Below are 24819 nucleotides of genomic sequence, written 5' to 3'. Positions count from 1 at the left end.
CATGAGTGACGACGCCCCCACCACCGAGCCCGGCAGGATCCCGAACAAGGGCAAGCTGGCCAAGGACCTCAACGAGGTCATCCGCTACACGCTGTGGTCCGTCTTCAGGCTGAAGGACACCCTCCCCGAGGACCGCGCAGGTTACGCCGACGAGGTCCAGGAGCTGTTCGACCAGCTCGCCGCCAAGGACGTGACGGTCCGCGGCACCTACGACGTGTCCGGTCTGCGTGCCGACGCCGACCTCATGATCTGGTGGCACGCCGAGACCAGCGACCAGCTCCAGGAGGCGTACAACCTCTTCCGCCGCACCCGCCTCGGCCGCGCCCTGGAGCCGGTGTGGTCGAACATGGCGCTGCACCGCCCCGCCGAGTTCAACCGCTCCCACGTCCCGGCGTTCCTGGCCGACGAGACGCCGCGCGACTACATCAGCGTCTACCCCTTCGTGCGCAGCTACGACTGGTATCTGCTGCCCGACGAGGACCGCCGCCGCATGCTCGCCGACCACGGCAAGATGGCCCGCGGTTATCCGGACGTCCGCGCCAACACCGTCGCCTCCTTCTCCCTCGGCGACTACGAGTGGATCCTGGCCTTCGAGGCCGACGAGCTGTACCGCATCGTCGACCTCATGCGTCACCTGCGCGCCTCCGAGGCCCGTATGCACGTCCGCGAAGAGGTCCCGTTCTACACGGGCCGCCGCAAGGACATCGCCGAGCTGGTCGCCGGACTCGCCTGATCAGCGCGCCGGCCGGGCGGCCGCCGTCCTCTCGGCGGGGTCGGCCGGCCGCGGTTCCGCGTGCGGCGCGCACGCCGCGTGCCGCGCCGGCAGCCGCCCCTCCAGCAGGTAGGCCTCCAGATGGCCGTTGACGCAGGGGTTCGGCCCGCCCGCGATGCCGTGGGTGCCGGCGTCCCGTTCCGTCACCAGCACCGACCCCGTCAGCCGCCGGTGCATCTCCAGGGCGCCGTCGTAGGGTGCGGCGGCGTCCCGTTCGGCCGCCAGGATCAGCGTCGGAGGCAGCTCGCCGGGCCCGGTCCGTACGTCCAGGGGCTGTTGACGGGGTGCCTGCCAGTAGGCGCACGGCAGGTTCGTCCACACGTTGTCCCAGGTCTCGAACGGCGCCACCCGCGCGAGCCGCGTGTTGTCCCGGTCCCACACCCGGAAGTCCGTCGGCCACGGCCCGTCGTTGCACTCCACGGCCGTGTAGACGGCGTTCGCGTTCTCCGCCGCCGCCGCGGCCGCGGCCTCCCGGGGCGGCGCGGCGAGCGCGACCAGCGGCTTCGGATCGCCCTTCAGGTACGCCGAGAGCGCCTCGGCGCGGGACGGCCAGGAGTCGTCGGAGTACCCGGCCTGGAGGAACGCCCCCTGCAACTGCGCGGGCCCCACCCTGCCGTCGGCCGGCTCCGCGGCCAGCTTCTCCTGCGCCCGCTCGTAGCCGCGCAGCACCGCCTGCGAGGTCCTGCCCAGCCTGTACACCCGGTCGTGCCGCGCGACCCACTCCCGGAAGTCCTCCCAGCGGCTCTCGAACGCCGCGGACTGGCCGAGGTTGTTGCGGTACCAGATCCGCGCCGGATCCGGGTTCACCGCCGCGTCGAACACCATCCGCCGCACGTGCGAGGGGAACAGCGCCGCGTACAGCGCACCGAAGTAGGTGCCGTACGACGCGCCCATGAACGTCAGCCGGTCCTCGCCGAGCGCGGCCCGCAGGACGTCCAGGTCACGGGCGTTGTTGAGCGAGTTGTAGTGCCGCAGCGCCTCGCCCGTGCGCTGAGCGCAGCCGCGCGCGTACGCCTTGGCCCGCGCCACGCGCTCCCGCTTGTACGCCTGTGAGGGGTGCGTCGGCGCCGGGGCGGGCCCCTTGAAGAAGGTCTTCGGGTCCTCGCAGGACAGCGGGGCCGAGCGGCCGACCCCGCGCGGGTCGTACCCCACCAGGTCGTAGGCGGCGCCGACGCGCTTCCACTCGGGGATGGTGCCGATCAGCGGGAAGAAGAGTCCCGAGGCGCCCGGCCCGCCCGGGTTGAAGACCAGCGAGCCCTGTCCGGGCACCCGGCGCTTGCTGTTGCGCGGGTCGCGGTGGGTGGCCCGGATCCGGCTGACGGCCAGCTCGATCCGCCTGCCGTCCGGCCGCGCGTAGTCGAGCGGCACGCCGACGGTGCCGCACTCCATGCCTTCCGGCGGATCCGGCAGGTACGAGCAGGCCCCGAAGTCGACGCCCTCCGCCGCGGCCCGCTCGACGGCGAGCACGACGCCGGGGACTGCGCCGGGGACGGCGTTCGGGGTCCCGCCCGCCGGGACCGCGGACAGGGTGGTCAGGAGCAGGGCTCCCGCGGCCGAGTAGACGGCAGCTCTCATCGGGCGTCCCTTCGAGGCGTGGCTACGACAAAGGGGATGCTTCGTCCGCCCCCGGCCGAGGGCAAGCACCACGGGAGGGTGTCGGCACCAATGCCCCCTGTGCGCCCCCGCGGTACGCGTACGCGCCGGGGGCCGGCGAGGCTCGGCCGGGCCCCGCCCCGAGGCGCGCCCGCGCCAAGGAGGTTCCACGGGGCCTGCCGGATGCCCGGTCGGCGCGACCGCCGACCTCAGTCGCCCCCGTACGCCCCGTGGCCCGGGTCCCGGTGGGCGAACGCCGCTCGGAGGTCCGGTTCGGGTGCCGCGCGGATGCCGCGGACGGCGATGGAGGTGAGGTACGTGCGATCGTCGCTCGTGGCCGTGGTGCGCAGGGGCAGGGCGGCCAGCAGGTGCTGTCCCGCCGGGGAGGCCCAGCGGGAGTACGGGTGCGCCTCGATCCGGGCGAGGGCCAGGCAGCTCAGGGTGAGCGCGAGCGGCAGCCCGAACCAGGCGGCGACGAGGGCGCGCGGCAGGTCCGACGGGATCGGCGTCAGCAGCGCGGCCGTACCCAGCGCGAGGACGGCCAGGGCGGCACCGCGCACCTGCCGGACGCCCGCCGCCACCGTCGTACGGGCGCCGTCGGGCACCGCGAGGCCGGCGCCGACCAGGCGGTCGGCGAGTCCGCGCACCGCGTCGGCGGCCGCCGCGGCGGCCCGCACCGGGCCGATGCGCGACTGGCCCTGGGGGCCGATGGCCCCTATGACGGACCGTTCCATCTCGTCGCGTCCGTGCGGGTCCACGACCGTGGCCCAGCCGGTGTGGGCGAGCAGCAGCCGCCGCTGCCGGGCCATCGACACCAGGGTCAGCTCGGCGACCCGGCCCGGCCCGCCGGACAGGAACGCCGCCTCGTACAGCGTCAGGTCGTGTTCCCGATCCGGGGCCGCGTCGGCGGACGCCGCACGGACGGCGGCCAGGCACAGCCGGGTGCACGCGACACCGGCCACGGCCCAGGCCGACAGCAGCAGAAGGACCCAGAACATGACACGTTTCTATGCCGGAGGCATCGGGAGACGCCATGCCCTGTTCACCATCCGGACCGGGCGTGGTGGACAGGTGACGTTCCGTCCGCCTTCGTCCCGGCGGGTCAGGAGCCGTCGGACGGTGGCGGACCGGTCGCGGCCGGCGGGAGCGGATAGCCGGTGGACGGCGACGGCGTGAGCGGCACGACCGCTCCGGGGTCGGCGACCGGGCCGGGCGGTGCGGGGGAACGGGTGGCCGGCGGGGTGCCGCCGGTCGCCAGGTCCCGGGCCAGGCCGGCGAAGTCGACGTAGCCGGTGGCCTCCAGGATCTTGATGTGGTCCAGGACGGTGGTGTTCGCGTCGTCGGCGAGGTCGCGCACGAGCGCGTTCTGGGTGCCGGCCCGCACCTGGGCGACGACGGAGAACACCCGGCCGTGCGCCAGCCGCAGGATGTTGGCGAACGCGCGGTCGAAGTCCTCGCCGTCCGCCGCGTCCAGCCGCTTCAGCCAGTCGCTCTGCTGACCGTTGGGCTCGTTCGGCAGCGCCAGCCCGAGCTGCGCGGCGACCGTGCGCACCCGCTCGTCCAGGAAGGCGTGTCCCTCGACGAGATGGCGTCCCGCCGTCCGTACGGCCTCGGTCGTGCCCTTGCTCTGCGCCAGCCGGCCGGCCGGGAGTTCCCACAGCCCGGCCAGCCGCACCTTGGTGACGAAGTCGCGGTCGAGCCCGGACAGCGGCCCGTACTGCGTCGCCACGGTCTCCGCGTTCAGTACGTCGACGCCGGTGCCCGACCGATCCTCGTACGACCAGACCGGGAAGATCAGCGCGACGAGTGTCGCGGCCAGGCCGACGACGATGAGACCGGTCCCACTGAGGATGCCTCTGCCCTGGATCGGGGGGCGGGGTCGCATGGTGCCTCCTGCTCACGGCACCGCACGCTCGGGCTTCGGGTGCGGAGTTGGCATGCTACTTCGCCTGCGGGGCCGACTGCCGTACACGGGCGAAGCGTGGCAACTCGGACATCCGTGGAGGAAAAGAGGGCTGTGGGCAGGGGGTGAAAGGGGGGAAACCGTCGGTAATCGTCTGGCGGGGACGGTGGTCCGACGCCGGTGTTAACCCCGGCACACTTCACCCTGTGGCCGGCTCGACGCCTGCGCCGTCCGGGTCACCGCCCGATCAGCGACCGCCCCACCCGCCCCAGCCGGGACAGCGGCCTCGGCGCCGGACCCGAGCGGTCGAGCCACCAGCGGCGCAGCTCACGCCGGGCCCGCCCCTCCGCCAACCCGTCGCCGAGAAGCAGCCGCTCGGCGAAGTCCAGGGCGTCCTGCCGGTAGCCGCCGCGCATCGGGTGACCTTGGGCGTACGCGACGAACGCCGCCCGGTAGCCGGCGCCGAGGATCAGCGGCAGCTCCGGCGCCAGCTTCGCCACCACGTCCGCCCGCTTCGCGGCCAGCGCACGGGCCTGCACACCGAGCCGCACCCGGTCGAAGCCCTCCGGGACGGGCGTCCCGGCCACCAGCGCGGACAGCAGCGCGGCCTGCGCGAGCCCGAGCCGCTGCCGAGTGGCGTCCTCACCGGCCGACGGCCCGCGCTCGCCGGTGGCGCCGACGGCTGACGGCCCGGCCTCGCCGGTGGCGCCGACGGCTGACGGCCCGGCCTCGCCGGTGGCGCCGACGGCTGACGGCCCGGCCTCCGCAGTCCGCGGTGCCACGCCTCCGGTCCCTGCGGCGGGCGTGTCCCGAGGGGCCGGCCCCCGTTGCCCGGAACCCCGTCGCATCGCCTCCCGGATCCCGTCCAACTCCCGCTCCAGTTCGTCCGGTGCGGGGAAGTTCTCGTCGCGCTCCAGCAGGACGCCGGGTGGGGCCACGCGCGAGGTGAGGTCGGTCAGGATGTCGAGGACGGGACGCGGCACCGGATGCGCGTGGCTGTCGTGCCAGACGCCGTCCCGCTCGAAGCCGCCCGCGACATGGACGTACGCGATGGCCTCCAGGGGCAGTTCCGCGAGCGCCTTGGCGGGGTCCTCGCCGCGGTTGACGTGGTTCGTGTGCAGGTTGGCCACGTCGATGAGCAACCGGACACCCGTGCGGTCGGCCAGCTCGTACAGGAACTGCCCCTCCGTCATCTCCTCGCCGGGCCAGGCGAGGAGCGCCGCGATGTTCTCCACGGCGAGCGGTACGGGCAGCGACTCCTGCGCGATGCGCACGTTCTCGCACAGCACGTCCAGCGCGTCCCGGGTGCGCGGCACGGGCAGCAGGTGCCCGGCCTCCAGCCGGCGGGTGGCGGTCAGCGGGCCGCCCGCGCGGACGAACGCGATGTGCTCGGTGACGAGCGGCGAGCCCAGCGCCTCGGCCCGCTCGGCGAGCGCGGCCAGCCGCTGCCCGTCGGGCCGGTCGGCGCCGCCGAGGCCGAGCGAGACGCCGTGCGGGACGACGGTGACTCCCCGCGCGCGCAGCCGCAGCAGGGACTCGGGGAGGTGACCGGGGCAGACGTTCTCGGCCACGGCCTCGACCCAGTCGATGCCCGGCATGCCTTCCACGGCGTCCGCGATCTCCGGCCGCCAGCCGATTCCCGTACCGAGCAGCGTCATGGTCCCCTCCTTCATCGCCGACCCCCCTGCGTGGTGACGGGGATATGACCCCGCCGACCGGGCGCGAACCGCCGACGGCGCTCCTTCAGAGCAACATTTGAGGTTCGGCCGCGCGCCACCGCACGGCCCGCCCGCCCCTGGAGGTACGCGCGGCGGGCCCGCCCGGTTCAAAGGAAGGAAGGACACGAGGCAAGGGGGGACACAAGGCGGGCGCACAAGGCGGGGACACGGAAGGTCAGGACGCGGACGGTCAGGACACGGAAGGGGCCGGTGCCCTCACCGCGCGCGCAGCGCCGGATGCTCCGCGACCACCGTGCAGCTGCCCGGCGCGATCTCCGTGAACCCGGCGTCCCGCACCAGCGGCAGTCCGCTCGCGGTCAGCTCGCGCCAGCGCTCGGGACGCGCCGTGCGTACGGCCAGCGGGAAGCCCGCCGCACGCCAGGCCGACCGCTCCGCGTCCGTCAGCTCCCACCAGGCCAGCTGCGCGCCGTGCCCGGCCTGCGCCATGGCCTTGCCCGCGGACATCTCCACCTCTGGGCTCATCCACAGCACCGGCACCCCCGGGTCGGCCGGCGGCGGCTCCTGCGGGTCGTCGAGGTCGGTCCCCGACACCTGGAGCTTCGCCAGCTCCTTCGGCCACCCGTCCAACGGCACCGGCACGAACACCCGCACCTCAGCCGTCTTCCCGGTCACCGTGATGCCGGGCAGCTCCCCGGCCCGCCGCCACTCGGCCCCGCGGGCGCGCCGGACGACCTTGCGGATCCGGGCGTCCTGCCAGTCCTCCACGGCCCGCGCCCACTCGCCGTCCCCGAGGGCCCGCTCGTCGCTCAGCAGCACGAGCACGGCCCGGGCGGCGGTCTCCAGGGCGTCGGTACGGCCGGGAGGGTCGGCCTTCTCCAGCCGGACGACGAGGGGAAGGACGAACTGCGGCGCCTGATCACGCGGATTCGGCTCGGTCTGAAAGGGGCTCTCACTCACTTGGCGCAGGGTACTGGACCGGCCGATCGGACCGAGGCCCCGACGGTCCGCGGCCCGGTGCGGGGAGATGCCTCCACGGAACGCGCGCCACGTCCGGACGACGCCGGCCGCGGGGTGCGCGCCGCTCTCCCGGAGATCACCCCGAGCAGGCGGTCCGCTGGGCCTCCTGCCACTCGCAGACCGGGCACAGCGTGATCCCCTTGTACGACTCGGGGTACTCCGTCGGCTTGCGGCACAGCACGCACTCCGCGTACGGCGGCCCCTCGGCCGCGGGCGGCCCGCTCGCGTCGATCGGACGGGAGGCGTCGTCGCTGTCGTCGCTCATGGCTCCAGCGTACGAGAGTGCCGGGGCCTCAGCGGCGGCCGTCCGCGGCGCCGATCAGCTCGGACACCTTGACGAACCGGTAGCCCCGGCGGCGCAGCTCCGGCACGATCGCGCGCACCGCCCGCTCGGTGACCGGGGCGGCGCTGCGGGTGCAGTGCATGACCACCACGGACCCCGGTTTCACCCCCTCCAGCACCTGCCGGGCCACCGCGTCCGCGTCGGTGGCGAAGGCGTCGCCGCTCACCACGTCCCACTGCACCGCCGTGACCCCGGTGCCGCTCACCGCGCGCAGCGCCCCGCCGTCGTAACAGCCGCCGGGGAAACGGAAGTACGGCATCGCGTCGGGTACGCCGGCCGCGCGGAAGGCCGCGTACGCCCGCTCCACGTCCGCCCGCATCGCGCTGCGCGCCACGGTCGGCAGGCCGTAGCAGTCGTCGGTGAAGGCGTAGTGGCTGTAGGAGTGGTTGGCGACCTCGAAGAGCGGGTCCCGTCCGATGGCACGGGCCTGGAGCGGGTACTCCTCGGCCCACCGGCCGGTCATGAACACGGTGGCCGGCACCTTCAGCGCCCGCAGGGCCGTGATCAGCTCGGGGTTGTCGAAGCGTTCCCCGGCCGCCGCCCGCGCCCCCTGGCCGGCGGTCATGTCGGCGTCGAAGGTGAGGGCGACGGCCTTGTCGCGGGTGCGGGGGGCGTGCGCGAAGACGGGGGCCTGCCCGGCCGGGCCGGGCGCGAGCGTGGGCGGCCGGGAGACGGCGGTCGAGGGCTCGGGACTCGGGGGCCGGGCGCTCGGGGACAGGGCGGTCGGAGACTGGGCGGTCGGAGACTGGGCGGTCGGGGGCCCGGCGGGCCCCGGGCGGGCGGCGCGGGGCGCCTCGGCGGTGCCGCAGGCGGTGAGCACGGCACCGAGGAGGCAGACGGCGGTGAGACGGCGTACGGGAGGGATCACCGTATGAAAATACGAGCAGCGAACCCTGACTTGTGTGTCTGTATGTGCGCGCCTCGTGCCCCGTCACCCGCCCGGGTCACCGGACGCGGTCGGGCCTACCGCCGCCAGGGTCCCGTCACCGCGAAGGTCGTCCCCGGCGTGTAGCAGTTGAGGTACATCGTCCGGCCGTCGGGGGAGAAGGTCACGCCGGCGAACTCGCCCCACTCGGGCTCCTCCGGCGTACCGATGTTCTGCCGTCCGCGCGCCATCGCGTACACCTCGCCGCTCCGCGTCACGCCGAAGACGTGCTGGGCGCCGTTGCCGTCCTCGCAGACCATCAGACCGCCGCTGGGAGCCAGGCAGATGTTGTCGGGGGACTCGCCCGGCAGCTGTACGTCCGTGTCCGGGCCGAAGACGATCACCAGGGTCAGCCGGCGACGGGCCGGGTCGTAGCGCCAGATCTGGCCGAAGTGGTCGGCCGCCGAGCCGTCCGTGCCGCGCGCGAACGACGACACGAAGTACACGCACCGCCCGCCCCAGTAGCAGCCCTCCAGCTTCTGGGCGTGCGTGATGCCCCCGGGACCGAAGTCCTGGAGCCTGATCGGCGTCCCGGCGGCCAGCGGGTCCGGTACGTCGACCCACTCGACGCCGTCGAAGGCGGCGCCCGTCTCCTGGACCGAGGACAGGTCGGGCACGCCAGGCACGCGCATCGCCTGGAGCCGGCCGCCGGCGCGCAGCGAGCCCACGCCGCCCAGCGGCTTCTCCGGGAGGAAGCGGTAGAACAGGCCGAAGGGCTTGAGGAAGGCGTCCTCCGTCTCGTAGACGATCCCCAGGTGCGGGTCGACGGCGATCGCCTCGTGCTGGAAGCGCCCCATCGCGGTCAGCGGGACCGCTCCGGTGCGGCGCGGGTCGCAGGGATCGACCTCGAAGATGAAGCCGTGGTCCTTGGTGTATCCGTTGGTGCCGGCTCTGTCCTCGGTCTCCTCGCAGGTCAGCCAGGTCTGCCACGGGGTGGGCCCACCCGCGCAGTTGACGGCCGTACCGGCGATGGCGACCCGCTCGGCGAGCACCCGGTTGCCCGGGTCCAGCGTCAGGGCCGTACAGCCGCCCTTGCCGGCCGGGTCGTAGGTCAGGCCCTCGACGGTGGGGACGGGAATCGCGGCGGTGTGCCGGTTCTCGTGGTTGCGGACCAGGTGGACGCGGCCGTGGCGGCCGGACAGGGCCGTCATGCCGTCGTGGTTGGAGGGAACCGGGCCCTCCCCGGAGCGCAGCGGGTCGCCCTCGCGGGACAGCACGCGGTAGCGGAAACCTTTCGGCAGATCGAGCAGGCCGTGCGGGTCGGGCACGAGGGCGCCGTAGCCGTCGTGGCCGAGGTTCTGGGCGGCGGTGGCCGTCCCCGGGAAGAGTTCGGACAGCGCCCCGGAGAAGGCGATCCCGGCTCCCAGGGCACCGGTGCGGGCGAGAATCTGACGACGGGTCGCGGACATGGGGTGACCTTCCTGCTGGCGGACAGGGACGGTGACCCCGCCGTGTCTATCACCCGGCGCGCGCCTCGGGAACCACGCGCGTAGCTCGTGTCACCGCTCCACCGGTGGCGCAGGCGGCGGTGGGGCGGGCGGCGGTGGTGGCTGATGTCCGACTTGCGGGGGTGGTTGTGCCGGGGGCTGTTGCTGCGGCTGGGCGGCGCGTTCCAGGAAGCGCAGCAGTTCCACCGGGAAGGGCAGCACGAGCGTGGAGTTCTTCTCGGCGGCCACCGCCACCACCGTCTGGAGCAGCCGGAGTTGCAGCGCGGAGGGGGTGTCCTCCATCTGCTGGGCCGCCTCGGCGAGCTTCTTCGACGCCTGGAGTTCCGCGTCCGCGTTGATGATCCGGGCCCGCCGCTCACGGTCGGCCTCCGCCTGGCGGGCCATCGAACGCTTCATCGTGTCGGGCAGCGACACGTCCTTGATCTCCACCCGGTCGATCTGCACGCCCCAGCCCACCGCCGGGCTGTCGATCATCAGCTCCAGGCCCTGGTTGAGCTTCTCCCGGTCGGACAGCAGGTCGTCCAGTTCGCTCTTGCCGATGATGGACCGCAGCGAGGTCTGCGCCATCTGCGAGACGGCGAAGCGGTAGTCCTCGACGTTGACGATCGCCGCCGCCGGGTCCACGACCCGGAAGTAGACGACCGCATCGACCCGCACCGTCACGTTGTCGCGGGTGATGCCCTCCTGGGCGGGCACGGGCATCGTCACGATCTGGAGGTTCACCTTGCGCAGCCGGTCGATGACGGGGACCACCAGGGTGAAGCCCGGCCTGCGCACCTCGCGGGCGACCCGGCCGAGCCGGAACACGACCCCGCGCTCGTACTGCTTGACCACCCGCGCGCCCGCCACCACGTACGCGATCCCCGCGGCGCCGACCGCCGCGCCCGCCGCCAGCAGTTCCTCCACCATGACGACCCCCTCCGGCAGAGGTCCGAAATGTCTGTTCTGCAAAGATAGGCCCGCCGCCGGGTCCTGGGCCATGTGCGGGGCCCCGGAACCGGCGGCGGGCAGGTGGAGAGTGTGCGGCGAGGCCCTTCGCGACGTGTCTCCGCGAGCGCCGGCGACGTCCTCGGGTCGTCCTAGGCGGCCATCGTGACCCGCACCGGTTCGGTGCCGGCGTCGCTGTGCCGTTCGGCCCAGTTCTCCAGCGCCGTACGGCAGGCGTGGTCGAGGTGGTGCAGACCGGAGAGGTCGAGTTCGACCGGACGGTCCTGCGGCAGAGCCTCCAGACTGTCCAGGATCTTCGGCAGCCGCAGGAAGGTGGCGTTGCCCGAGAGGTACGCCAGGACGGGTCCGGCGCCCTTGTCGACGAAGTCGATCCTGATGTGCGAGGCCTCCCAGGCCGTCTTGACGACCGCCAGCGCGAGGCCGATCAGGACCCCCTCGAACATGCTGACCGCGACGATGGACACGGCCGTGACGACCAGTATCAGCGCCTCGCCCCGGTGCTCGCGCCACAGCGGCACGATCGCGCGGACCGGGATGAGCTTGGCCCCCGCGTGCACCAGGATGCCCGCGAGGGCCGGCAGGGGTATGTAGGCGAGCAGGTTCGGCAGGAGCGCCGCGAACAGCAGCAGCCAGATGCCGTGCAGCACCCGGGACGCCTTGGTGCGGGCGCCCGCCTGCACGTTGGCCGCGCTGCGCACGATCACCGCGGTCATCGGCAGCGCGCCGAGCACACCGCAGACGGTGTTGCCCGCGCCCTGCGCGAGGAGTTCCCTGTCGTACTCGGTGCGCGGGCCGTCGTGCAGCCGGTCCACCGCCGCCGCGCTGAACAAGGATTCGGCGGACGCGATCAGCGTGAACGCCACGATGGTGCCGAGCAGGCCGACGTTGGCCAGGTCGCCGAAGGCGCCCAGGGACGGCGGCTGTATCGAGCCGAGCAGACCCTGCACCTCGACGGTGGCCACGGGCAGGTCCAGCACCAGTGCGGCGAGGGTGGCGAGACCGACCGCGGCGAGCGGGCCGGGGACGGTGCGCGCCTTCGCCGGCAGCCGCTTCCACAGGACGAGGACGGCGACCGTGCCGACGCCGACGGCGAGCGAGGCGAGCGCCGCGGTGCTGCCGAAGGCGTCCACCAGGGCGCCCGGCAGTCCGGCGATCTTCTCCAGGCCGGACTCGGGCGCCTTGGTGCCGATCAGGGAGTACAGCTGTCCGGCGATCAGCACCAGACCGATACCGGCCAGCATGCCCTCGACGACGGAGACCGAGATGGCGCGGAAGTAGCGCCCCAGTTTCAGGGCGCCCATCGCGATCTGGAGCAGGCCGGTGGCGAGCACGATCACGCCGAGCGCGGGCAGCCCGAATTCCTGGACCGCCTCGAAGACCAGCACGGTCAGACCGGCCGCCGGGCCGGACACCTGGAGGCTGCTGCCCCGCATGAGGCCGGTGACGATGCCGCCGACGATGCCGGTCACGAGCCCCAGCTCGGCCGGCGCACCGGAGGCCACGGCCACGCCGACGCACAGCGGCAGCGCGACCAGGAAGACGACGAGGGAGGCGGCGAAGTCCTGCTTGAGGTGGGGGAACTTGGTCATCGGGGTCCTCACAGGGCCTCGAAGGAGTCGGATTCCACGCGGTGTTCGCGCACGGCACCGGTGTGCACCTCGTAGTACCAGCCGCGCACCCGCAGCCGGCCGTCCGCGAGCCGCTTCTCGACGCACGGGTAGGAGCGAAGCCGCAGCAGTTGCGCGAGGACGTGGTTCTGCACGGCCCCTGCGACGGTCGGATCGTCGGCGTCGGCGGCCGTGGGCTCGTCGGCGGCGTGCGCGAGCCAGGCGCGCACGGCGGGGACGGATTCCAGGTCGTCGCCGCGGACGAGGGCGCCGACGGCACCGCAGTGCGAGTGGCCGCAGACGACGACGTCGCGCACGCCGAGCACCTCCACCGCGTACTCGATGGTGGCGGCTTCGCCGGTCGGGGGGGAGGAGACGTAGGGGGGAACGATGTTGCCGGCGGTGCGCAGCTCGAACAGCTGGCCGGGGCGGGCGCCCGTGATCAGGGCGGGGACGACCCGGGAGTCGGAGCAGGTGATGAACAGGACGTCGGGGGACTGGCCATCTGCGAGTTTGGCGAACTCCTCAGGGCGCTGTCCGAACGTACGGGCGTTGTCGATGAGGGGCTGCATGACGTGGTGACTCCTCCTGGCGCGCCGTGGGGGGCGCGTCGGACGTGCAGGACAGGTGGGGGAAGCGCTGTTCTGCTAGGCCCTCAGCAGCGGAAGACCTGGAGGGCCGCCGGTGAGTGGGCCGTCGAGGGTCTCGCCAGGTGCCGGCGGAGGTCGGCCGGGTCGGCGGGCCGGTGACCGGCCGCCGGGTCCTGGACCGTCCGGGTGCGCTCGGGGTGCTGCGGAGTCGGTGCGGCGGCGACGGTGGTGCGGTGCCGGTGCCGGTCGCGGGTGCGCATCGGGTCGAAGGGTTCCTCGGACCGGCCGCAGGGGCGGGAGGTGAGGATCTCCTCGCGCGCGGGCTCCGCGGAGGACTCGGCGGAGGGCTTGATCCCTGCCTGGGCTTTGGCCTCGGCGTGACGGACCGTGTGCGCATATGCGAAGGAGGACGTGACTGCGAAGAACGGGAGGGCGAGCAGGGCGGCGGCGAGGACGGAAACCACGGTCCGGGCCGTCGTGCCTCGGAACATGCGCCCCCCTCCCGGCATCCCGTGTCTCTAGTCCAGACCAAGGGTTGGTCAACCACTGGTCAAGAAACACGTTAACCCTGCGAACTTCTTTGCAGGGTTAACTCCACGTTTCGAAACCGACTGCGCCTCAAAAGTGAGGGGTGAGTGGCGTGAACCGGCCCCTGTGCGGGGTGGACGGGCCTCAGGCGGTAGGGACGGGCCTCAGGCGGGGTCGACGAGCCCCTTGGCGTCGCGGGCCAGCGCGGTCAGGCGGGATATCGCCCGGAAATACTTCTTGCGGTAGCCGCCGTTCAGCATCTCCTCGCTGAACAGTCGGTCGAACGGGAGGCCGGAGGCCAGCACCGGGACCTCGCGGTCGTACAGCCGGTCGGCGAGCACGACCAGGCGCAGCGCCGTCGACTGGTCGGGGACCGGCCGGACGTCGGTGAGGCAGACCACTTTCAGGCCATCGGTCAGCGCGCCGTAGCGGCTGGGGTGGACCCGGGCGAGGTGGTCGAGCAGGCCCGGGAAGTCGTCGAGCGAGGAGCCGGCGGTGGCGTACGCCGCCCTCGTCACCTGTTCCTCGGAGTAGGGCGCCGGTGCCTCGGGCAGGCCGCGGTGCCGGTAGTCCTCGCCGTCGATGCGCAGGGCACGGAAGTGCGCGGACAGGCCCTGGATCTCGCGCAGGAAGTCGGCCGCCGCGAACCGGCCCTCGCCGAGCTTGCCCGGGAGGGTGTTGGAGGTGGCCGCGAGGGCGACGCCCGCCTCGACCAGCCTGCCCAGCAGCGTCGAGACCAGGACGGTGTCGCCGGGGTCGTCCAGTTCGAACTCGTCGATGCACAGCAGCCGGTGGCCGGAGAGGGTGCGCACCGTCTGCTGGAAGCCGAGGGCGCCCACCAGGTTCGTCAGCTCGACGAAGGTGCCGAACGCCTTCAGCGCGGGCTCGGCCGGAGTGGCGTGCCACAGGGACGCCAGCAGGTGCGTCTTGCCGACGCCGTACCCGCCGTCCAGATAGACGCCGCGCGGGCCGGCCGGGACCTTCGGCGCCTTCGCCCGGCCGAAGCCGAGGAACCCCCGTCTGGCGGTGCCGGCGGCATGCGCCCCGCCGAGCCCCGCGGCGAAGTCCTCCAGGACCCCCACCGCCTGCGTCTGGCTGGGCTGGTTCGGATCCGGCACGTACGTGCCGAAACGCACCGAGTCGAACCGGGGCGGCGGCACCATCTCCGCGACCAGCCGGTCCGCGGGGACACGCGGCTCACGGGCGCAGAGGGACACGGGGGCCGCGTCGGCTGTCGGATCGAGGCCGGGGGCGGGACGGGAGGACGACACGGTTCCCCATGGTAAGCGCCGTGCCAGACTGCCAGCATGCGACGGCTGTTCCCTGTGACCGACCAGACAGTGGCCGACACCCCGGGCGAGGGGGGTCCGGCGCCCGGCGCTCGTGGGCGGGGCCCCGACGGGCACGAGCGGAGCCTCGACGGACGCGAGTGGAGCCTCGACGAGATCGCCGACGCCTACGCCTATCCGGCACCCGGCCCCGGTGAGCCCGTGCCCTGGCTGCGCGCCAACATGGTCTCCACCCTGGACGGGGCCGCCCAGCACGACGGGCGCTCCCAGCCCATCTCCAACGCGACCGACATGCGCATCTTCGGCACGTTGCGGGCGCTCGCCGATGTGGTGCTCGTCGGTGCCGAGACGGTACGGCAGGAGCAGTACCGCCCGGCCCGCGCGCGTGCGGAGTTCGCGGAGCGGCGGGAGGCTGCCGGGCAGGGCGCCGCCCCGGCGATCGCGGTCGTCAGCGCCGCCCTGGACCTGGACTTCTCGCTCCCGCTGTTCACGTCCCCGCTGGTCCCGACCCTGATCCTGACCGGTGCGGCGGCGGCACCCGACCGGGTCGCGGCGGCCGAGAAGGCGGGCGCCCGGGTGGTGACCGCCGGGGACGGCATGGGCGTCGAACCCGCGCGGGCCGTCCGGGCCCTGGCCGGCCTCGGGCACACCCGGCTGCTCACCGAGGGCGGCCCCCGCCTGCTCGGGCAGCTCGTGGCCGCGGGGGTGCTCGACGAGCTGTGTCTGACGGTCTCCCCGATGCTCACCGCGGGCGGCGCGCAGCGGATCGCGGGCGGACCGACGGTCGCGGTTCCGCGGCGGTTCGCTCTGGTGTCCCTGCTGGAGGAGGACGGGTTCCTCTACAGCCGTTACGGGCGGGTCTGACGTGCCAGGTGGAAGGGGGTGTGACCGGGTGCCGCCGGGGAAGGCGGTGGCAACACCCCCGGAAGCCGAATCCGGTGGAATCTACCGCTCCGGTTAGCTTCGGGTGGGCAGACTAGGACACGCAGACCCCGTGCGAGCACGGGGAAGGACGGTTTCCGCAGGGCCTTGCCGGCCCACGGAGGACTGAGGGCCACGGGGGTCCTCGAAGGAGAATGAGGCGCTGGTGTTCACAAGCGTTTTGATGATCGAGAAGGCCCTGACCTCCGCCGACGTGGAGTTCGTCACCACTTTGCACGGTGATGAGCCGGTGTCGTTCCACGTGCTGCTCCAGCCGCGCGGCGATCAGGCGGACCGCTTGCTGCGGGCCATCGACGACGTCGCGCTCGGCGAGCTGGACGAGGCGGCGAAGGAGGGCGGGACGCCCGAGGGCGAGGAGGCCAAGGGGTTCGGTGTCCGGGCCCTGGACGTCTCCTTGCAGGCGCTGCACGCCGCCGGCAACGAGGCGGTGGGACGGCTGGTGGAGGACCATCCGCTGGACGCGCTGAAGGCGCTGGTCGAGGAGACCGGGGCGGACGAGGTGATCGTCCTGACCGATCCGCACTACGTGGAGGAGTTCTTCCACCGCGACTGGGCCTCGCGGGCCCGTCACAAGGTGGGGGTCCCGGTGCTGAAGCTGTTCTCGCACAGCAAGGCGTGACTGCCGTCGGCCGGGTGGGGTGACTCGGCCGGGTGGGTGGTGAGGTGCCGTGGTGGGGCGGCCGGCGGTCGTGGGTGGCTGGTCGCGCAGTTCCCCGCGGGGTGACTGCCGTCGGCTGGGTGGGGTGACTCGGCCGGGTGGGTGGTGAGGTGCCGTGGTGGGGCGGCCGGCGGTCGTGGGTGGCTGGTCGCGCAGTTCCCCGCGCCCCTGGGGGCCTGTGGTCGGGGCCCGTGGAAAGGGGCGGGTCGGTGGCGGAGAGGTGTGGGTGGCGGCCGTTCGTGGTCGGCTCGTGCCCGTGGGGGCCTGTGGTCGGGCCTGTGGGACGGGGGGCCGTGCCCCTGGGTCGGTCGGGGGGGTTGTGCGGAATAGGGTGGGGGCCGTCACCGTCGTACCGCATCTGGGAGAGACACGCATGGCACCCGGCCTTCCTTCCGCCATGGACCGACCGCACTTCATCGGGATCGGCGGGGCCGGGATGTCCGGGATCGCCAAGATCCTCGCCCAGCGTGGGGCCGAGGTGGCCGGCAGCGACGCCAAGGAGTCGGCGACCGCCGAGGCGCTGCGGGCGCTCGGGGCGACCGTGCACATCGGGCACGCCGCCGCGCACCTGGCCGACGACGCGAGTTGTGTCGTCGTGTCGTCGGCGATCCGCGCGGACAACCCGGAACTGGCCCGCGCCGCCGAGCTGGGCATCCCGGTCGTCCACCGCTCGGACGCCCTCGCCCGGCTGATGGACGGCCTGCGGCCGATCGCGGTCGCCGGCACGCACGGCAAGACCACCACGACCTCCATGCTCGCGGTCTCGCTCTCCGAGCTGGGCCTGAACCCGTCGTACGCCATCGGCGGCGACCTCGACGAGCCCGGGTCCAACGCGCTGCACGGCGACGGCGAGATCTTCGTCGCCGAGGCGGACGAGTCGGACCGCAGCTTCCACAAGTACGCCCCCGAGGTCGCGATCGTCCTCAACGTGGAGCTGGACCACCACGCCAACTACGCGTCGATGGAGGAGATCTACGAGTCCTTCGAGACGTTCGCCGGGAGGATCGTGCCCGGCGGCACGCTGGTGATCTCCGCCGACCACGAGGGCGCGCGGGAGCTGACCCGGCGGGTCGAGGGCGTGCGGGTGGTGACGTACGGCGAGGCGGAGGACGCCGACGTGCGCGTGCTGTCGGTGGTGGCGCAAGGGCTGAAGAGCGAGGTCGTCGTCCTGCTGGACGGGCAGGAGCTGACCTTCGCGGTCTCCGTGCCCGGCCGGCACTACGCGCACAACGCCGTCGCCGCCCTGGTCGCCGGCGTCTCGCTCGGGATCCCGGCCGCCGAGCTGGCGCCCGCCCTGGCCGCCTACACCGGAGTCAAGCGCCGCCTCCAGCTCAAGGGCGAGGCGGCCGGTGTGCAGGTCATCGACTCCTACGCGCACCACCCGACGGAGATGACGGCCGACCTGGAGGCGATGCGCGCGGCCGCCGGCGACGCCCGCATCCTCGTCGTCTTCCAGCCGCACCTGTTCTCCCGCACCCAGGAACTGGGCAAGGAGATGGGGCAGTCGCTGGCCCTCGCGGACGGCTCCGTGGTCCTCGACATCTACCCGGCCCGCGAGGACCCGATCCCGGGCGTGACCAGCGAGCTGATCATCGACGCGGGACGGGCCGCGGGCGCGACGGTGACCCCGGTGCACGACCAGGACGAGGTGCCGTCGGTGATCGCGGGAATGGCCGGGCCCGGTGATCTCGTTCTCACCATGGGCGCGGGCGACGTGACGGACCTGGGCCCGCGCATCCTGGACCGTCTCGCACAGAAGTAGAGAGGTTGGCCTTCATGTCGTACGACGTCGAAAAGCCCGACGAGCAGTGGCGGGCGGAGCTGACCCCGGCCGAGTACGCCGTCCTGCGCCGGGCCGGAACGGAGCCGGCGTTCGTCGGTGAGTACACCGACACCAGGACGACCGGTGTCTACTCCTGCCGGGCCTGTGGCGCCGAACTGTTCACCTCCGACACCAAGTTCGAGTCGCACTGCGGGTGGCCGTCCTTCTTCGACCCGAAGGACACCGACGCGGTGGAGCTGATCCAGGACCGCTCGCACGGCATGGTGCGGACCGAGGTGCGCTGCGCGCGCTGCGGCTCCCACCTCGGCCATGTCTTCGAGGGGGAGGGCTATGCCACCCCCACCGACCAGCGGTACTGCATCAACAGCATCTCCCTGCGGCTGACGCCGACCGAGGCCTGAGGCCGACCGAGGGCTGACGCCGACCGGCATCCGCAGCTGCGGCAGGTGCCCGCCGGCCCCTCACAGCGCCTTCCGCTGGACCAGCGCCGAGAGCACCAGCATCCCCGGCAGCAGGGGGAGCCAGACCGTCAGGACGCGGTAGCCGATGACGGTGGCCGTGGCGAGGGCGAGGGGCGTGCCGTAGCCGGCCAGGGTGAGGACCAGGGCCGCGTCGATCGGTCCGATGCCGCCGGGGGCGGGGACCGCGCCCGCGGCGGCGCCGGCGGCGAGGAACGCGAAGACCAGCTGCGGCCAGGACAGTGGGACGCCGAGCGCGGTCCCCACCGAGGCCACCACGCACGCCTGGAGCAGGGGCGCCGCCATCGCCCCTCCCCACAGGGGGAGAAGGCGGCCGGGACGGGTGTGCAGATGCCGGGCGTCGGTGAGGGCCGTACGGACGAAGTCCCGCGCCGGGCGGCGCAGCGGCCGTACCAGCGCCAGGACGACCGCCGCCGCGACCGGTACCAGGAGGACACCCCCGACGGCCAGGACCAGGGTCCGCCCGTCCGGGAGGACCGTCACGGGCGGTACGGCGGTGGGGGCGGCCAGGAGGAAGACGATCAGCAGCGGGATCTTCGCCACTGCTCTGACCAGGGAGTACAGGGCGATCGAGGTGGTCGCGCGGGGCAGCGGCACACCCTGGCGGAGCAGGAAGCGGACGGTGACCGCGTGGGCGCCGATGCTCGCGGGAAGCAGGTGGTTCGCGGCGCCCGCGGCGATCTGGGAGGCGAGCAGCAGACCCTTGGGCAGCCGGTCGGGGACCGCGCCCTGGCGCACGCAGGCGGCGGCGACCCAGCCCAGGCAGGTGAAGACGAGTCCGGACAGCAGCCACCACGGGTCGGCGGTGGTGAGGCGCGCGGCGCCGTCGCGGACGGCGTTCCAGTCGAGCGCCGCCCAGACGGCGAGCAGCAGGAGCGGGAGCAGGGTCAGGGCGTGCCGGGCGGTGGCCGAGCCGAGAGCGCGGCGGGCGGCCGACGCGGGCGGCGGGGGGCGGTCGTCCGCGTGGGGGAGCGGGGAGGCGGGACCGTCGAGCGGCAGCAGGGGCACGGCGCACGGCGTCCTTCCGCGTCACGCCCGCGCGCGGCGGGGTGACGGATCGTGGCGGGCCCGTCCGGCGTGTCCCCGCCGCCCTCCCGAGGGCGGGCGGCACGGCACCGGACCTCGGCGGGTGCGGGCGGGCCGGCGGCGACGGCCGGCGGGACTCGTCGGGTGGACCCTGGGCTGGAGGGGACGGGGAGAAACGTTCCCCTCCGGTGTGACGACGCGGTGTCCGCGAGCCGACGGTGGAGGGGGACCGGGGTGCTGGGGAATGTCTGCCCGGCGCACGGCCCGCTCATCCACGGGTCGTGCGCCGGGCGGCCCTCGGGTCCCGGTCCGCCCGGCCGGGCCGGTGGGCCGTCCGGTCGAGGCGACGTCCCGACCGCGCGGTGTCTCAGCGGACCGGTCCCAGGGGCAGTGTGAGGGTGAAGACCGTGCGGGCCGGGTTGTCGCCGAGGGTGAGGGAGCCTCCGTGGGCCTCGGCCAGGGAACGGGCCACCGCGAGGCCGAGTCCGCTGCCGCCGCGGTCGCGGCTGCGGGCCTTGTCCACGCGGTAGAAGCGGTCGAAGACGCGGTCGCGGTCGCCGGGCGGGATGCCGGGGCCCTCGTCGGTGACGCGCACCTGAGCCGTGTGCGGGGTCACCGTCACCTCGACGGACACCGCGGTGCCGGCCGGGGTGTGCACGGCCGCGTTGGTCAGGAGGTTGTCCAGGACCTGCCGGACGCGCTGCGGGTCCAGGCGCAGCGGGACCGCCCCGGGGCCGGGCGCCACCGACAGCGGATGGGCGGGGTGGCTCGCGCGGAACGCGTCGGCCGCCTGCTCGACCAGCTCCACCAGGTCCGCCCGCTCGGCCCGCAGCGGGGTCTCCACCTCGGCCGCGTCCAGCCGCGCCAGCATCAGGAGGTCGTCGAGGAGCACGCCCATGCGGGCGGCCTCGGCGCGCAGCCGGGCCAGGTGCTTGTCCCGCTCCTCGGGCGCGTTGGCGGCCGCGTACTGGAAGAGGTCGGCGTAACCGCGTACCGACATCAGCGGGGTGCGCAGCTCGTGCGAGGCGTCCGCGACGAAGCGGCGCAGGCGCTGCTCGGCCTCGGCGCGCACCGCGAGGGAGTCGTCGATGTGCTCCAGCATGGTGTTGAACGCCGTGCGCAGCTCCTCCACCTCCGGGCCGCCGCCGGGGGCGTCCGCGCGCACATGCAGCCGGGACGCCGACCCGGTGAGGTTGTGCGAGGCGATGCCGTGCGCGGTGTGCGCCATGTCGCTCAGCGGCTTCAGACCGCGCCGCAGCAGCGCCCGCCCGGCCACCACCAGCCCCAGCAGCGCCAGGCCGAAGGCGACGACCTGCACGGTGACGAGCTGCTCGATCGTGGAGTCGATGTCCTTCATGGGCGCCGCGCTGACGAGCACCACGCCGGGCTGGACCTCGCAGGCCCGCAAGCGGTAGACGCCCTCGCCGTCGAGCCTCACGGTGCGCAGCAGGTCGGTGTCCGAGTGCGCCATCTCCTCGGCGAACCGGGTGAGGGGGCGGGTGTCGTGCGGGATGTCGGCGGGCTGCCGCAGCACGGCCGAGCCGCCCGACACGTCGTACACCGCGGAGAACCAGCCCCAGTACGGCTTCTGCGTCACGGTGCCGTGCGCCTCGGCGTCCTTGGACTGCACGGTCTGCACGACCTTCATCTGGTAGCCCAGCTGGTGCTCCAGGTACTCCCGCATGTACGCCGTCAGCGCCGTGCCCACCACCGCGAACACCACCAGCGACAGCGCGCCGAGGCCCAGCGCGAGCCGGGTGCCGAGCCGCAGCCTGCGGTACGACCGCCAGGCGCGGCGGATCACTCGGCGGCCTGCCGGACGACGTACCCGAACCCGCGCACCGTCTGGATCAGCGGCTCGCCCGTCGCGTCGAGCTTGCGGCGCAGCCGGCTGACGACCAGCTCCACCACGTTGGAGCGGCCGCCGAAGCCGTACTCCCACACGTGGTCCAGGATCTGCGCCTTGGTCAGGACCGTCGGCGACTTGCGCATCAGGTAGCGCAGCACCTCGTACTCGGTGGGGGTGAGCGTCAGCATGCTGTCGCCGCGCCGCACCTCACGGGTGTCCTCGTCCATCGACAGGTCCCCGACCCGCAGCACGGACCGCTGGAACGCCGGACCCGCGCTGCGCCGCAGCACGGTCCGCAGCCGTGCCATCAGCTCCTCCACGGCGAACGGCTTCACCAGATAGTCGTCGCCGCCGCGGGTCAGTCCCGCGACCCGGTCGGCGACCCCGTCCCGGGCGGTGAGGAACACCACCGGCACCATCGTCCCCGAACGGCGCAGCCGGTCCAGGACGCCGAACCCGTCGAGGTCCGGCAGCATCAGATCGAGGACCACGATGTCCGGGCCGAACTCGGCGGCGCGTCGCAGCGCCTCCTCGCCCGTGTTCGCGGTGACCGCGTCCCAGCCCTCGTAGCGGGCGACCGTCGCGACGAGATCGGCGATCGGCGGGTCGTCGTCCACCACCAGGAGTCGTACTTTTTCCACTCGCTCATAGTGCGCCACGCACTCCCCGGCACCAGACCCCGGTGGCCCGCGGGACCACATCGATATCCTCTTGAAAGTTCTACGACAGGGTATCGACAGCAACGGGCGGCGAAGCTCTATGACCTGAGGACCCGATCAAGGAGTTCCGTCCGTGACGACCGTCCAGTCGCCTTCCGTACCCCCCACGGCGATACGTCCCAGAGTCGTGGCCCGCACCGGCCTGTACGCCGTGCTGGCCGCGAACGCGGCCGTCGTGACCCTCTTCGCCGTGCAGGCGGGCTTCGCCTCCAACGCCCTGGTCGTGCTCGGCCGCTTCGCCGGCCTCTACGCCGCCCTGCTGATGGCGTTCCAGCTGCTGCTGGTCGCCCGGCTCCCCTGGCTGGACCGCCGCATCGGCATGGACCGGCTCACCAACTGGCACCGCTGGACCGGCTTCGGCCTGCTGTGGACGCTGCTCGGGCACGTCGTGTTCATCACCTTCGGCTACGCCCGGTCCTCCACCATGGACCCGGTCAGCCAGCTCGTCGACCTCGCCGAGACCGTCGAGGGGGTGTTCCGCGCGGTCGTCGCACTCGGGCTGATCCTCGTCATCGGCGGCGTCTCCGCCCGCTGGGCCCGTCGCCGGCTGGCGTACGAGACCTGGCACTTCGTCCACCTGTACGCCTACGTCGCCGTGGTGCTGGCCTTCACCCACCAGGTGGCCGTCGGTACGACGTTCACCGCGTCGTCCGCCGCGACGGCGTACTGGTACGCGCTGTGGGGCGTCGCCCTCGGCTCGGTCTGCCTCGGCCGGCTCGTGCTGCCGCTGTGGCGGAACTGGCGCCACCAGCTGCGCGTCGAGGCCGTCGTCCCCGAGTCCGACAACGTGGTCTCCGTGTACATCACCGGCCGCGACCTGGACCGGCTGCCGGCCCGCGCCGGCCAGTTCTTCCTGTGGCGGTTCCTCACCAGGGACCGCTGGTGGCAGGCCAACCCGTTCTCCCTGTCCGCCGCGCCCGACGGCCGCACACTGCGCCTGACGGCCAAGGCCGCCGGCGACGGCTCCGCCGGACTGCGCCACCTCGAGCCCGGCACGCGCGTCTTCGCCGAGGGCCCCTACGGCGCCTTCACCGCGATGCACCGCACCCGGCCGGAGGCCGTCCTGGTCGCCGGCGGGGTCGGCGTCACCCCCATCCGCGCCCTGCTGGAGGAGCTGCACGGCCACGCCGTCGTCATCTACCGGGTGGGCTCCGACCGGGACGCCGTCCTCTACGACGAGCTGCGCGACCTCGCCCGCCTCAAGGGGGCCGAGCTGCACCTGGTGACCGGGCCGCCCGTGCCCGACCGGCTGGCCGCCGGGGAGCTGCTGCGCCTCGTACCGGACATCGCCGACCGGGACGTCTTCCTGTGCGGGCCGCCCCCGATGATGAACGCCGTCCTGGGCAGCCTGCGCGCGCTGGACGTGCCCCGGACGCAGATCCACTTCGAACGCTTCAGCCTGGCGGGATGAGAGAGACATCGTGAAGCGAGCCATACCCGTCCTGGTCCTGTCCGTGGCCGGACTCGTCCCCGTCTGGCGCTACGAGCCGTCGACGGGCGCGTCCTCCACGGAGGTCGCCGCGCCCGCGCCGACCGCCTCGCCCCCCGCCGGCTCGTCCTCCGGCTCCGGCGGGTCGGCCGTCGTCGTCAGGGGCACGACGGTGCCCACGGAGAAGGGGGACGTGCAGGTCGAGGTCACGTTCGAGGGTGACGAGATCACCGCGGTGCGGATGCTCAAGCAGCCCAACCATCCGCAGACGACGGCGGCCGTGCCGACGTTGGTGTCGGAGACCCTTGAGGCGCAGAGCGCGGACATCGACACGGTGTCCGGCGCGACGCTCACGAGCGAGGGCTACAAGGACTCCCTCCAGGCCGCGATCGACGCGAAGGGCGCCTGAAGTGCGCCGCGTCGAGCAGGTGATGGGGTTCCCGGTCTCCCTGCGCGTCGACGACGTGGAGGGCACCGACGACGGCGACGCGCTGTCCGAGGCCGGGGACGCCGTGTTCGCGTGGCTGCGCGAGGTCGACGAACGGTTCAGCCCGTTCAGAACCGGCAGCGAGGTGTCCCGGTACGGCCGGGGCGAGCTGCCCGCCTCCCGGCTCAGCGCGGACCTGGTGGAGATCCTCGCCCTGTGCGAGCGGTACCGGGTCGCCACCGGCGGCGCCTTCGACGCGCGGCTGCCGGGACGGGGGTTCGATCCCTGCGCGATCGTCAAGGGCTGGTCGGTCCAGCGGGCCGCTGAGCGGCTGGCCGCCGCCGGGGCGAAACGCTTCTGCCTCAACGCCGGGGGTGACGTCGTCGTCGGCGGGGGCCCGTGGCGGGTGGGCGTACGGCACCCGGAGATCGCCGACAGACTGTGCACGGTGCTGGAGCTGACCGACGGGGCGGTCGCGACCTCCGCGCGCTACGAACGCGGCGATCACATCGTCGACGGGCGGAGCGGGCTGGCGGCGACCGGGCTGCTGTCCGTCAGCGTGGTGGCGTCGACGCTGACGGAGGCGGACGCGGTGGCGACGGCCGCCTTCGCGATGGGCACGGAGGGCGTCGCGTGGGCGGCGGGCCTGCCGGGCTGCGAGGTGTACGCCGTGGACGCGGGGCGCTCCGTCGTACGGACGGCCGGGTTTCCGTCGGCGGGGGCGAGGGCGGCGTGAGCCGGGTCGGGACGGCGGCGCGAGCGGGGACGTGCGGCGGGGGCGAGGGCGGCGTGAGCCGGGTCGGGACGGCGGCGCGAGCGGGGACGTGCGGCGGGGGCGAGGGCGGCGTGAGCCGGGTCGGGACGG

The 24819-nt window shown here is 73.6% G+C and carries 24 protein-coding genes; 8 read left to right on the top strand and 16 right to left on the bottom strand.

Going from position 1 to position 24819, the window contains the following annotated elements; genetic code table 11:
- Position 1: 1 nt before the first annotated feature.
- Positions 2-733, top strand: a complete 732-nt coding sequence (gene hemQ, locus ACFYO5_RS33230; RefSeq protein ID WP_388716033.1) for a hydrogen peroxide-dependent heme synthase — start codon at positions 2-4, stop codon at positions 731-733.
- On the opposite strand, the gene ACFYO5_RS33225 is transcribed toward hemQ, so the two are convergent.
- From ACFYO5_RS33225 to zapE, 13 genes are all read right to left on the bottom strand, one after another.
- Positions 734-2347 carry an alpha/beta hydrolase gene (locus tag ACFYO5_RS33225; protein ID WP_388716030.1) on the bottom strand — a complete coding sequence of 538 codons (1614 nt, stop codon included), beginning with the start codon at positions 2345-2347 and terminating at the stop codon, positions 734-736. It lies immediately after the preceding gene.
- A 227-nt stretch (positions 2348-2574) separates the two neighbouring features.
- Complete coding sequence (locus ACFYO5_RS33220; protein WP_388716027.1) at positions 2575-3363, bottom strand: TIGR04222 domain-containing membrane protein; 789 nt, start codon at positions 3361-3363, stop codon at positions 2575-2577.
- Between the two features lie 104 nt (positions 3364-3467).
- The gene (locus ACFYO5_RS33215; protein ID WP_388716024.1) at positions 3468-4250 is read right to left on the bottom strand and encodes a DUF4142 domain-containing protein; all 783 of its coding nucleotides are present in this window, start codon (positions 4248-4250) and stop codon (positions 3468-3470) included.
- 254 nt (positions 4251-4504) lie between these two features.
- Positions 4505-5926: a DUF692 family multinuclear iron-containing protein gene (locus ACFYO5_RS33210; protein ID WP_388716021.1), complete on the bottom strand. Its 1422-nt coding sequence runs from the start codon at positions 5924-5926 to the stop codon at positions 4505-4507.
- A gap of 276 nt (positions 5927-6202) precedes the next feature.
- Positions 6203-6904, bottom strand: a complete 702-nt coding sequence (locus ACFYO5_RS33205) for a peptidyl-tRNA hydrolase (protein WP_356562366.1) — start codon at positions 6902-6904, stop codon at positions 6203-6205.
- 136 nt (positions 6905-7040) lie between these two features.
- Positions 7041-7229, bottom strand: coding sequence for a hypothetical protein (locus tag ACFYO5_RS33200; RefSeq protein WP_388716018.1), 189 nt, complete (start codon positions 7227-7229; stop codon positions 7041-7043).
- Positions 7230-7257: 28 nt separating this feature from the next.
- Positions 7258-8175 carry a polysaccharide deacetylase family protein gene (locus ACFYO5_RS33195; protein ID WP_388716015.1) on the bottom strand — a complete coding sequence of 306 codons (918 nt, stop codon included), beginning with the start codon at positions 8173-8175 and terminating at the stop codon, positions 7258-7260.
- Positions 8176-8270: 95 nt separating this feature from the next.
- Entirely contained in the window at positions 8271-9641 is a 1371-nt protein-coding gene (locus ACFYO5_RS33190) for an alkaline phosphatase PhoX (RefSeq protein ID WP_388716012.1), read from the bottom strand.
- Between the two features lie 90 nt (positions 9642-9731).
- Positions 9732-10589: a slipin family protein gene (locus ACFYO5_RS33185; protein WP_388716009.1), complete on the bottom strand. Its 858-nt coding sequence runs from the start codon at positions 10587-10589 to the stop codon at positions 9732-9734.
- A gap of 170 nt (positions 10590-10759) precedes the next feature.
- Positions 10760-12217, bottom strand: coding sequence for a SulP family inorganic anion transporter (locus ACFYO5_RS33180; RefSeq protein ID WP_388716006.1), 1458 nt, complete (start codon positions 12215-12217; stop codon positions 10760-10762).
- An 8-nt stretch (positions 12218-12225) separates the two neighbouring features.
- Positions 12226-12807 (bottom strand): carbonic anhydrase, encoded by a 582-nt coding sequence (locus ACFYO5_RS33175; protein ID WP_388716003.1) that lies wholly within the window; start codon positions 12805-12807, stop codon positions 12226-12228.
- 83 nt (positions 12808-12890) lie between these two features.
- Positions 12891-13316 (bottom strand): hypothetical protein, encoded by a 426-nt coding sequence (locus tag ACFYO5_RS33170; RefSeq protein ID WP_388716000.1) that lies wholly within the window; start codon positions 13314-13316, stop codon positions 12891-12893.
- 201 nt (positions 13317-13517) lie between these two features.
- The gene (gene zapE / locus ACFYO5_RS33165; RefSeq protein WP_388715997.1) at positions 13518-14624 is read right to left on the bottom strand and encodes a cell division protein ZapE; all 1107 of its coding nucleotides are present in this window, start codon (positions 14622-14624) and stop codon (positions 13518-13520) included.
- Between the two features lie 36 nt (positions 14625-14660).
- On the opposite strand from zapE, the gene ACFYO5_RS33160 reads away from it, so the two are divergent.
- From ACFYO5_RS33160 to msrB, 4 genes are all read left to right on the top strand, one after another.
- Complete coding sequence (locus tag ACFYO5_RS33160; RefSeq protein WP_388715994.1) at positions 14661-15506, top strand: pyrimidine reductase family protein; 846 nt, start codon at positions 14661-14663, stop codon at positions 15504-15506.
- A 223-nt stretch (positions 15507-15729) separates the two neighbouring features.
- The gene (locus tag ACFYO5_RS33155) at positions 15730-16203 is read left to right on the top strand and encodes an indole-3-glycerol phosphate synthase (protein WP_356562386.1); all 474 of its coding nucleotides are present in this window, start codon (positions 15730-15732) and stop codon (positions 16201-16203) included.
- Between the two features lie 412 nt (positions 16204-16615).
- Positions 16616-18004, top strand: a complete 1389-nt coding sequence (gene murC / locus ACFYO5_RS33150) for a UDP-N-acetylmuramate--L-alanine ligase (protein WP_388715990.1) — start codon at positions 16616-16618, stop codon at positions 18002-18004.
- Positions 18005-18018: 14 nt separating this feature from the next.
- A complete protein-coding gene (msrB, locus tag ACFYO5_RS33145) occupies positions 18019-18426 on the top strand; it encodes a peptide-methionine (R)-S-oxide reductase MsrB (protein ID WP_388715987.1) in 408 nt (135 codons plus the stop codon).
- A gap of 60 nt (positions 18427-18486) precedes the next feature.
- Here the strand turns inward: msrB and ACFYO5_RS33140 are convergent, their stop codons facing one another.
- The 3 genes from ACFYO5_RS33140 to ACFYO5_RS33130 form a co-directional block, all read right to left on the bottom strand.
- Entirely contained in the window at positions 18487-19512 is a 1026-nt protein-coding gene (locus tag ACFYO5_RS33140; protein ID WP_388715984.1) for a YbhN family protein, read from the bottom strand.
- A 385-nt stretch (positions 19513-19897) separates the two neighbouring features.
- On the bottom strand, positions 19898-21334 hold the full coding sequence (locus tag ACFYO5_RS33135; RefSeq protein ID WP_388715981.1) for a sensor histidine kinase: 1437 nt from the start codon (positions 21332-21334) through the stop codon (positions 19898-19900).
- Positions 21331-22020, bottom strand: a complete 690-nt coding sequence (locus tag ACFYO5_RS33130; protein ID WP_356562395.1) for a response regulator transcription factor — start codon at positions 22018-22020, stop codon at positions 21331-21333. Before ACFYO5_RS33130 ends, ACFYO5_RS33135 begins: the two co-directional genes overlap by 4 nt.
- A 151-nt stretch (positions 22021-22171) precedes the next feature.
- On the opposite strand from ACFYO5_RS33130, the gene ACFYO5_RS33125 reads away from it, so the two are divergent.
- Genes ACFYO5_RS33125 through ACFYO5_RS33115 form a run of 3 tightly spaced genes read left to right on the top strand, consistent with a single transcriptional unit; the run spans position 22172 to position 24690 of the window.
- On the top strand, positions 22172-23509 hold the full coding sequence (locus tag ACFYO5_RS33125) for a ferredoxin reductase family protein (RefSeq protein ID WP_356562397.1): 1338 nt from the start codon (positions 22172-22174) through the stop codon (positions 23507-23509).
- Between the two features lie 10 nt (positions 23510-23519).
- Complete coding sequence (locus tag ACFYO5_RS33120; RefSeq protein WP_388715977.1) at positions 23520-23936, top strand: FMN-binding protein; 417 nt, start codon at positions 23520-23522, stop codon at positions 23934-23936.
- Between the two features lies 1 nt (position 23937).
- The gene (locus ACFYO5_RS33115; RefSeq protein ID WP_388715974.1) at positions 23938-24690 is read left to right on the top strand and encodes an FAD:protein FMN transferase; all 753 of its coding nucleotides are present in this window, start codon (positions 23938-23940) and stop codon (positions 24688-24690) included.
- Positions 24691-24819: the final 129 nt, after the last annotated feature.

It is taken from the genome of Streptomyces sp. NPDC006259 (genome assembly GCF_042870975.1).
Lineage (GTDB): Bacteria > Actinomycetota > Actinomycetes > Streptomycetales > Streptomycetaceae > Streptomyces.
Note: the sequence above shows the minus strand (reverse complement) of the source record. Positions and strands in the feature narration are given on the sequence as shown.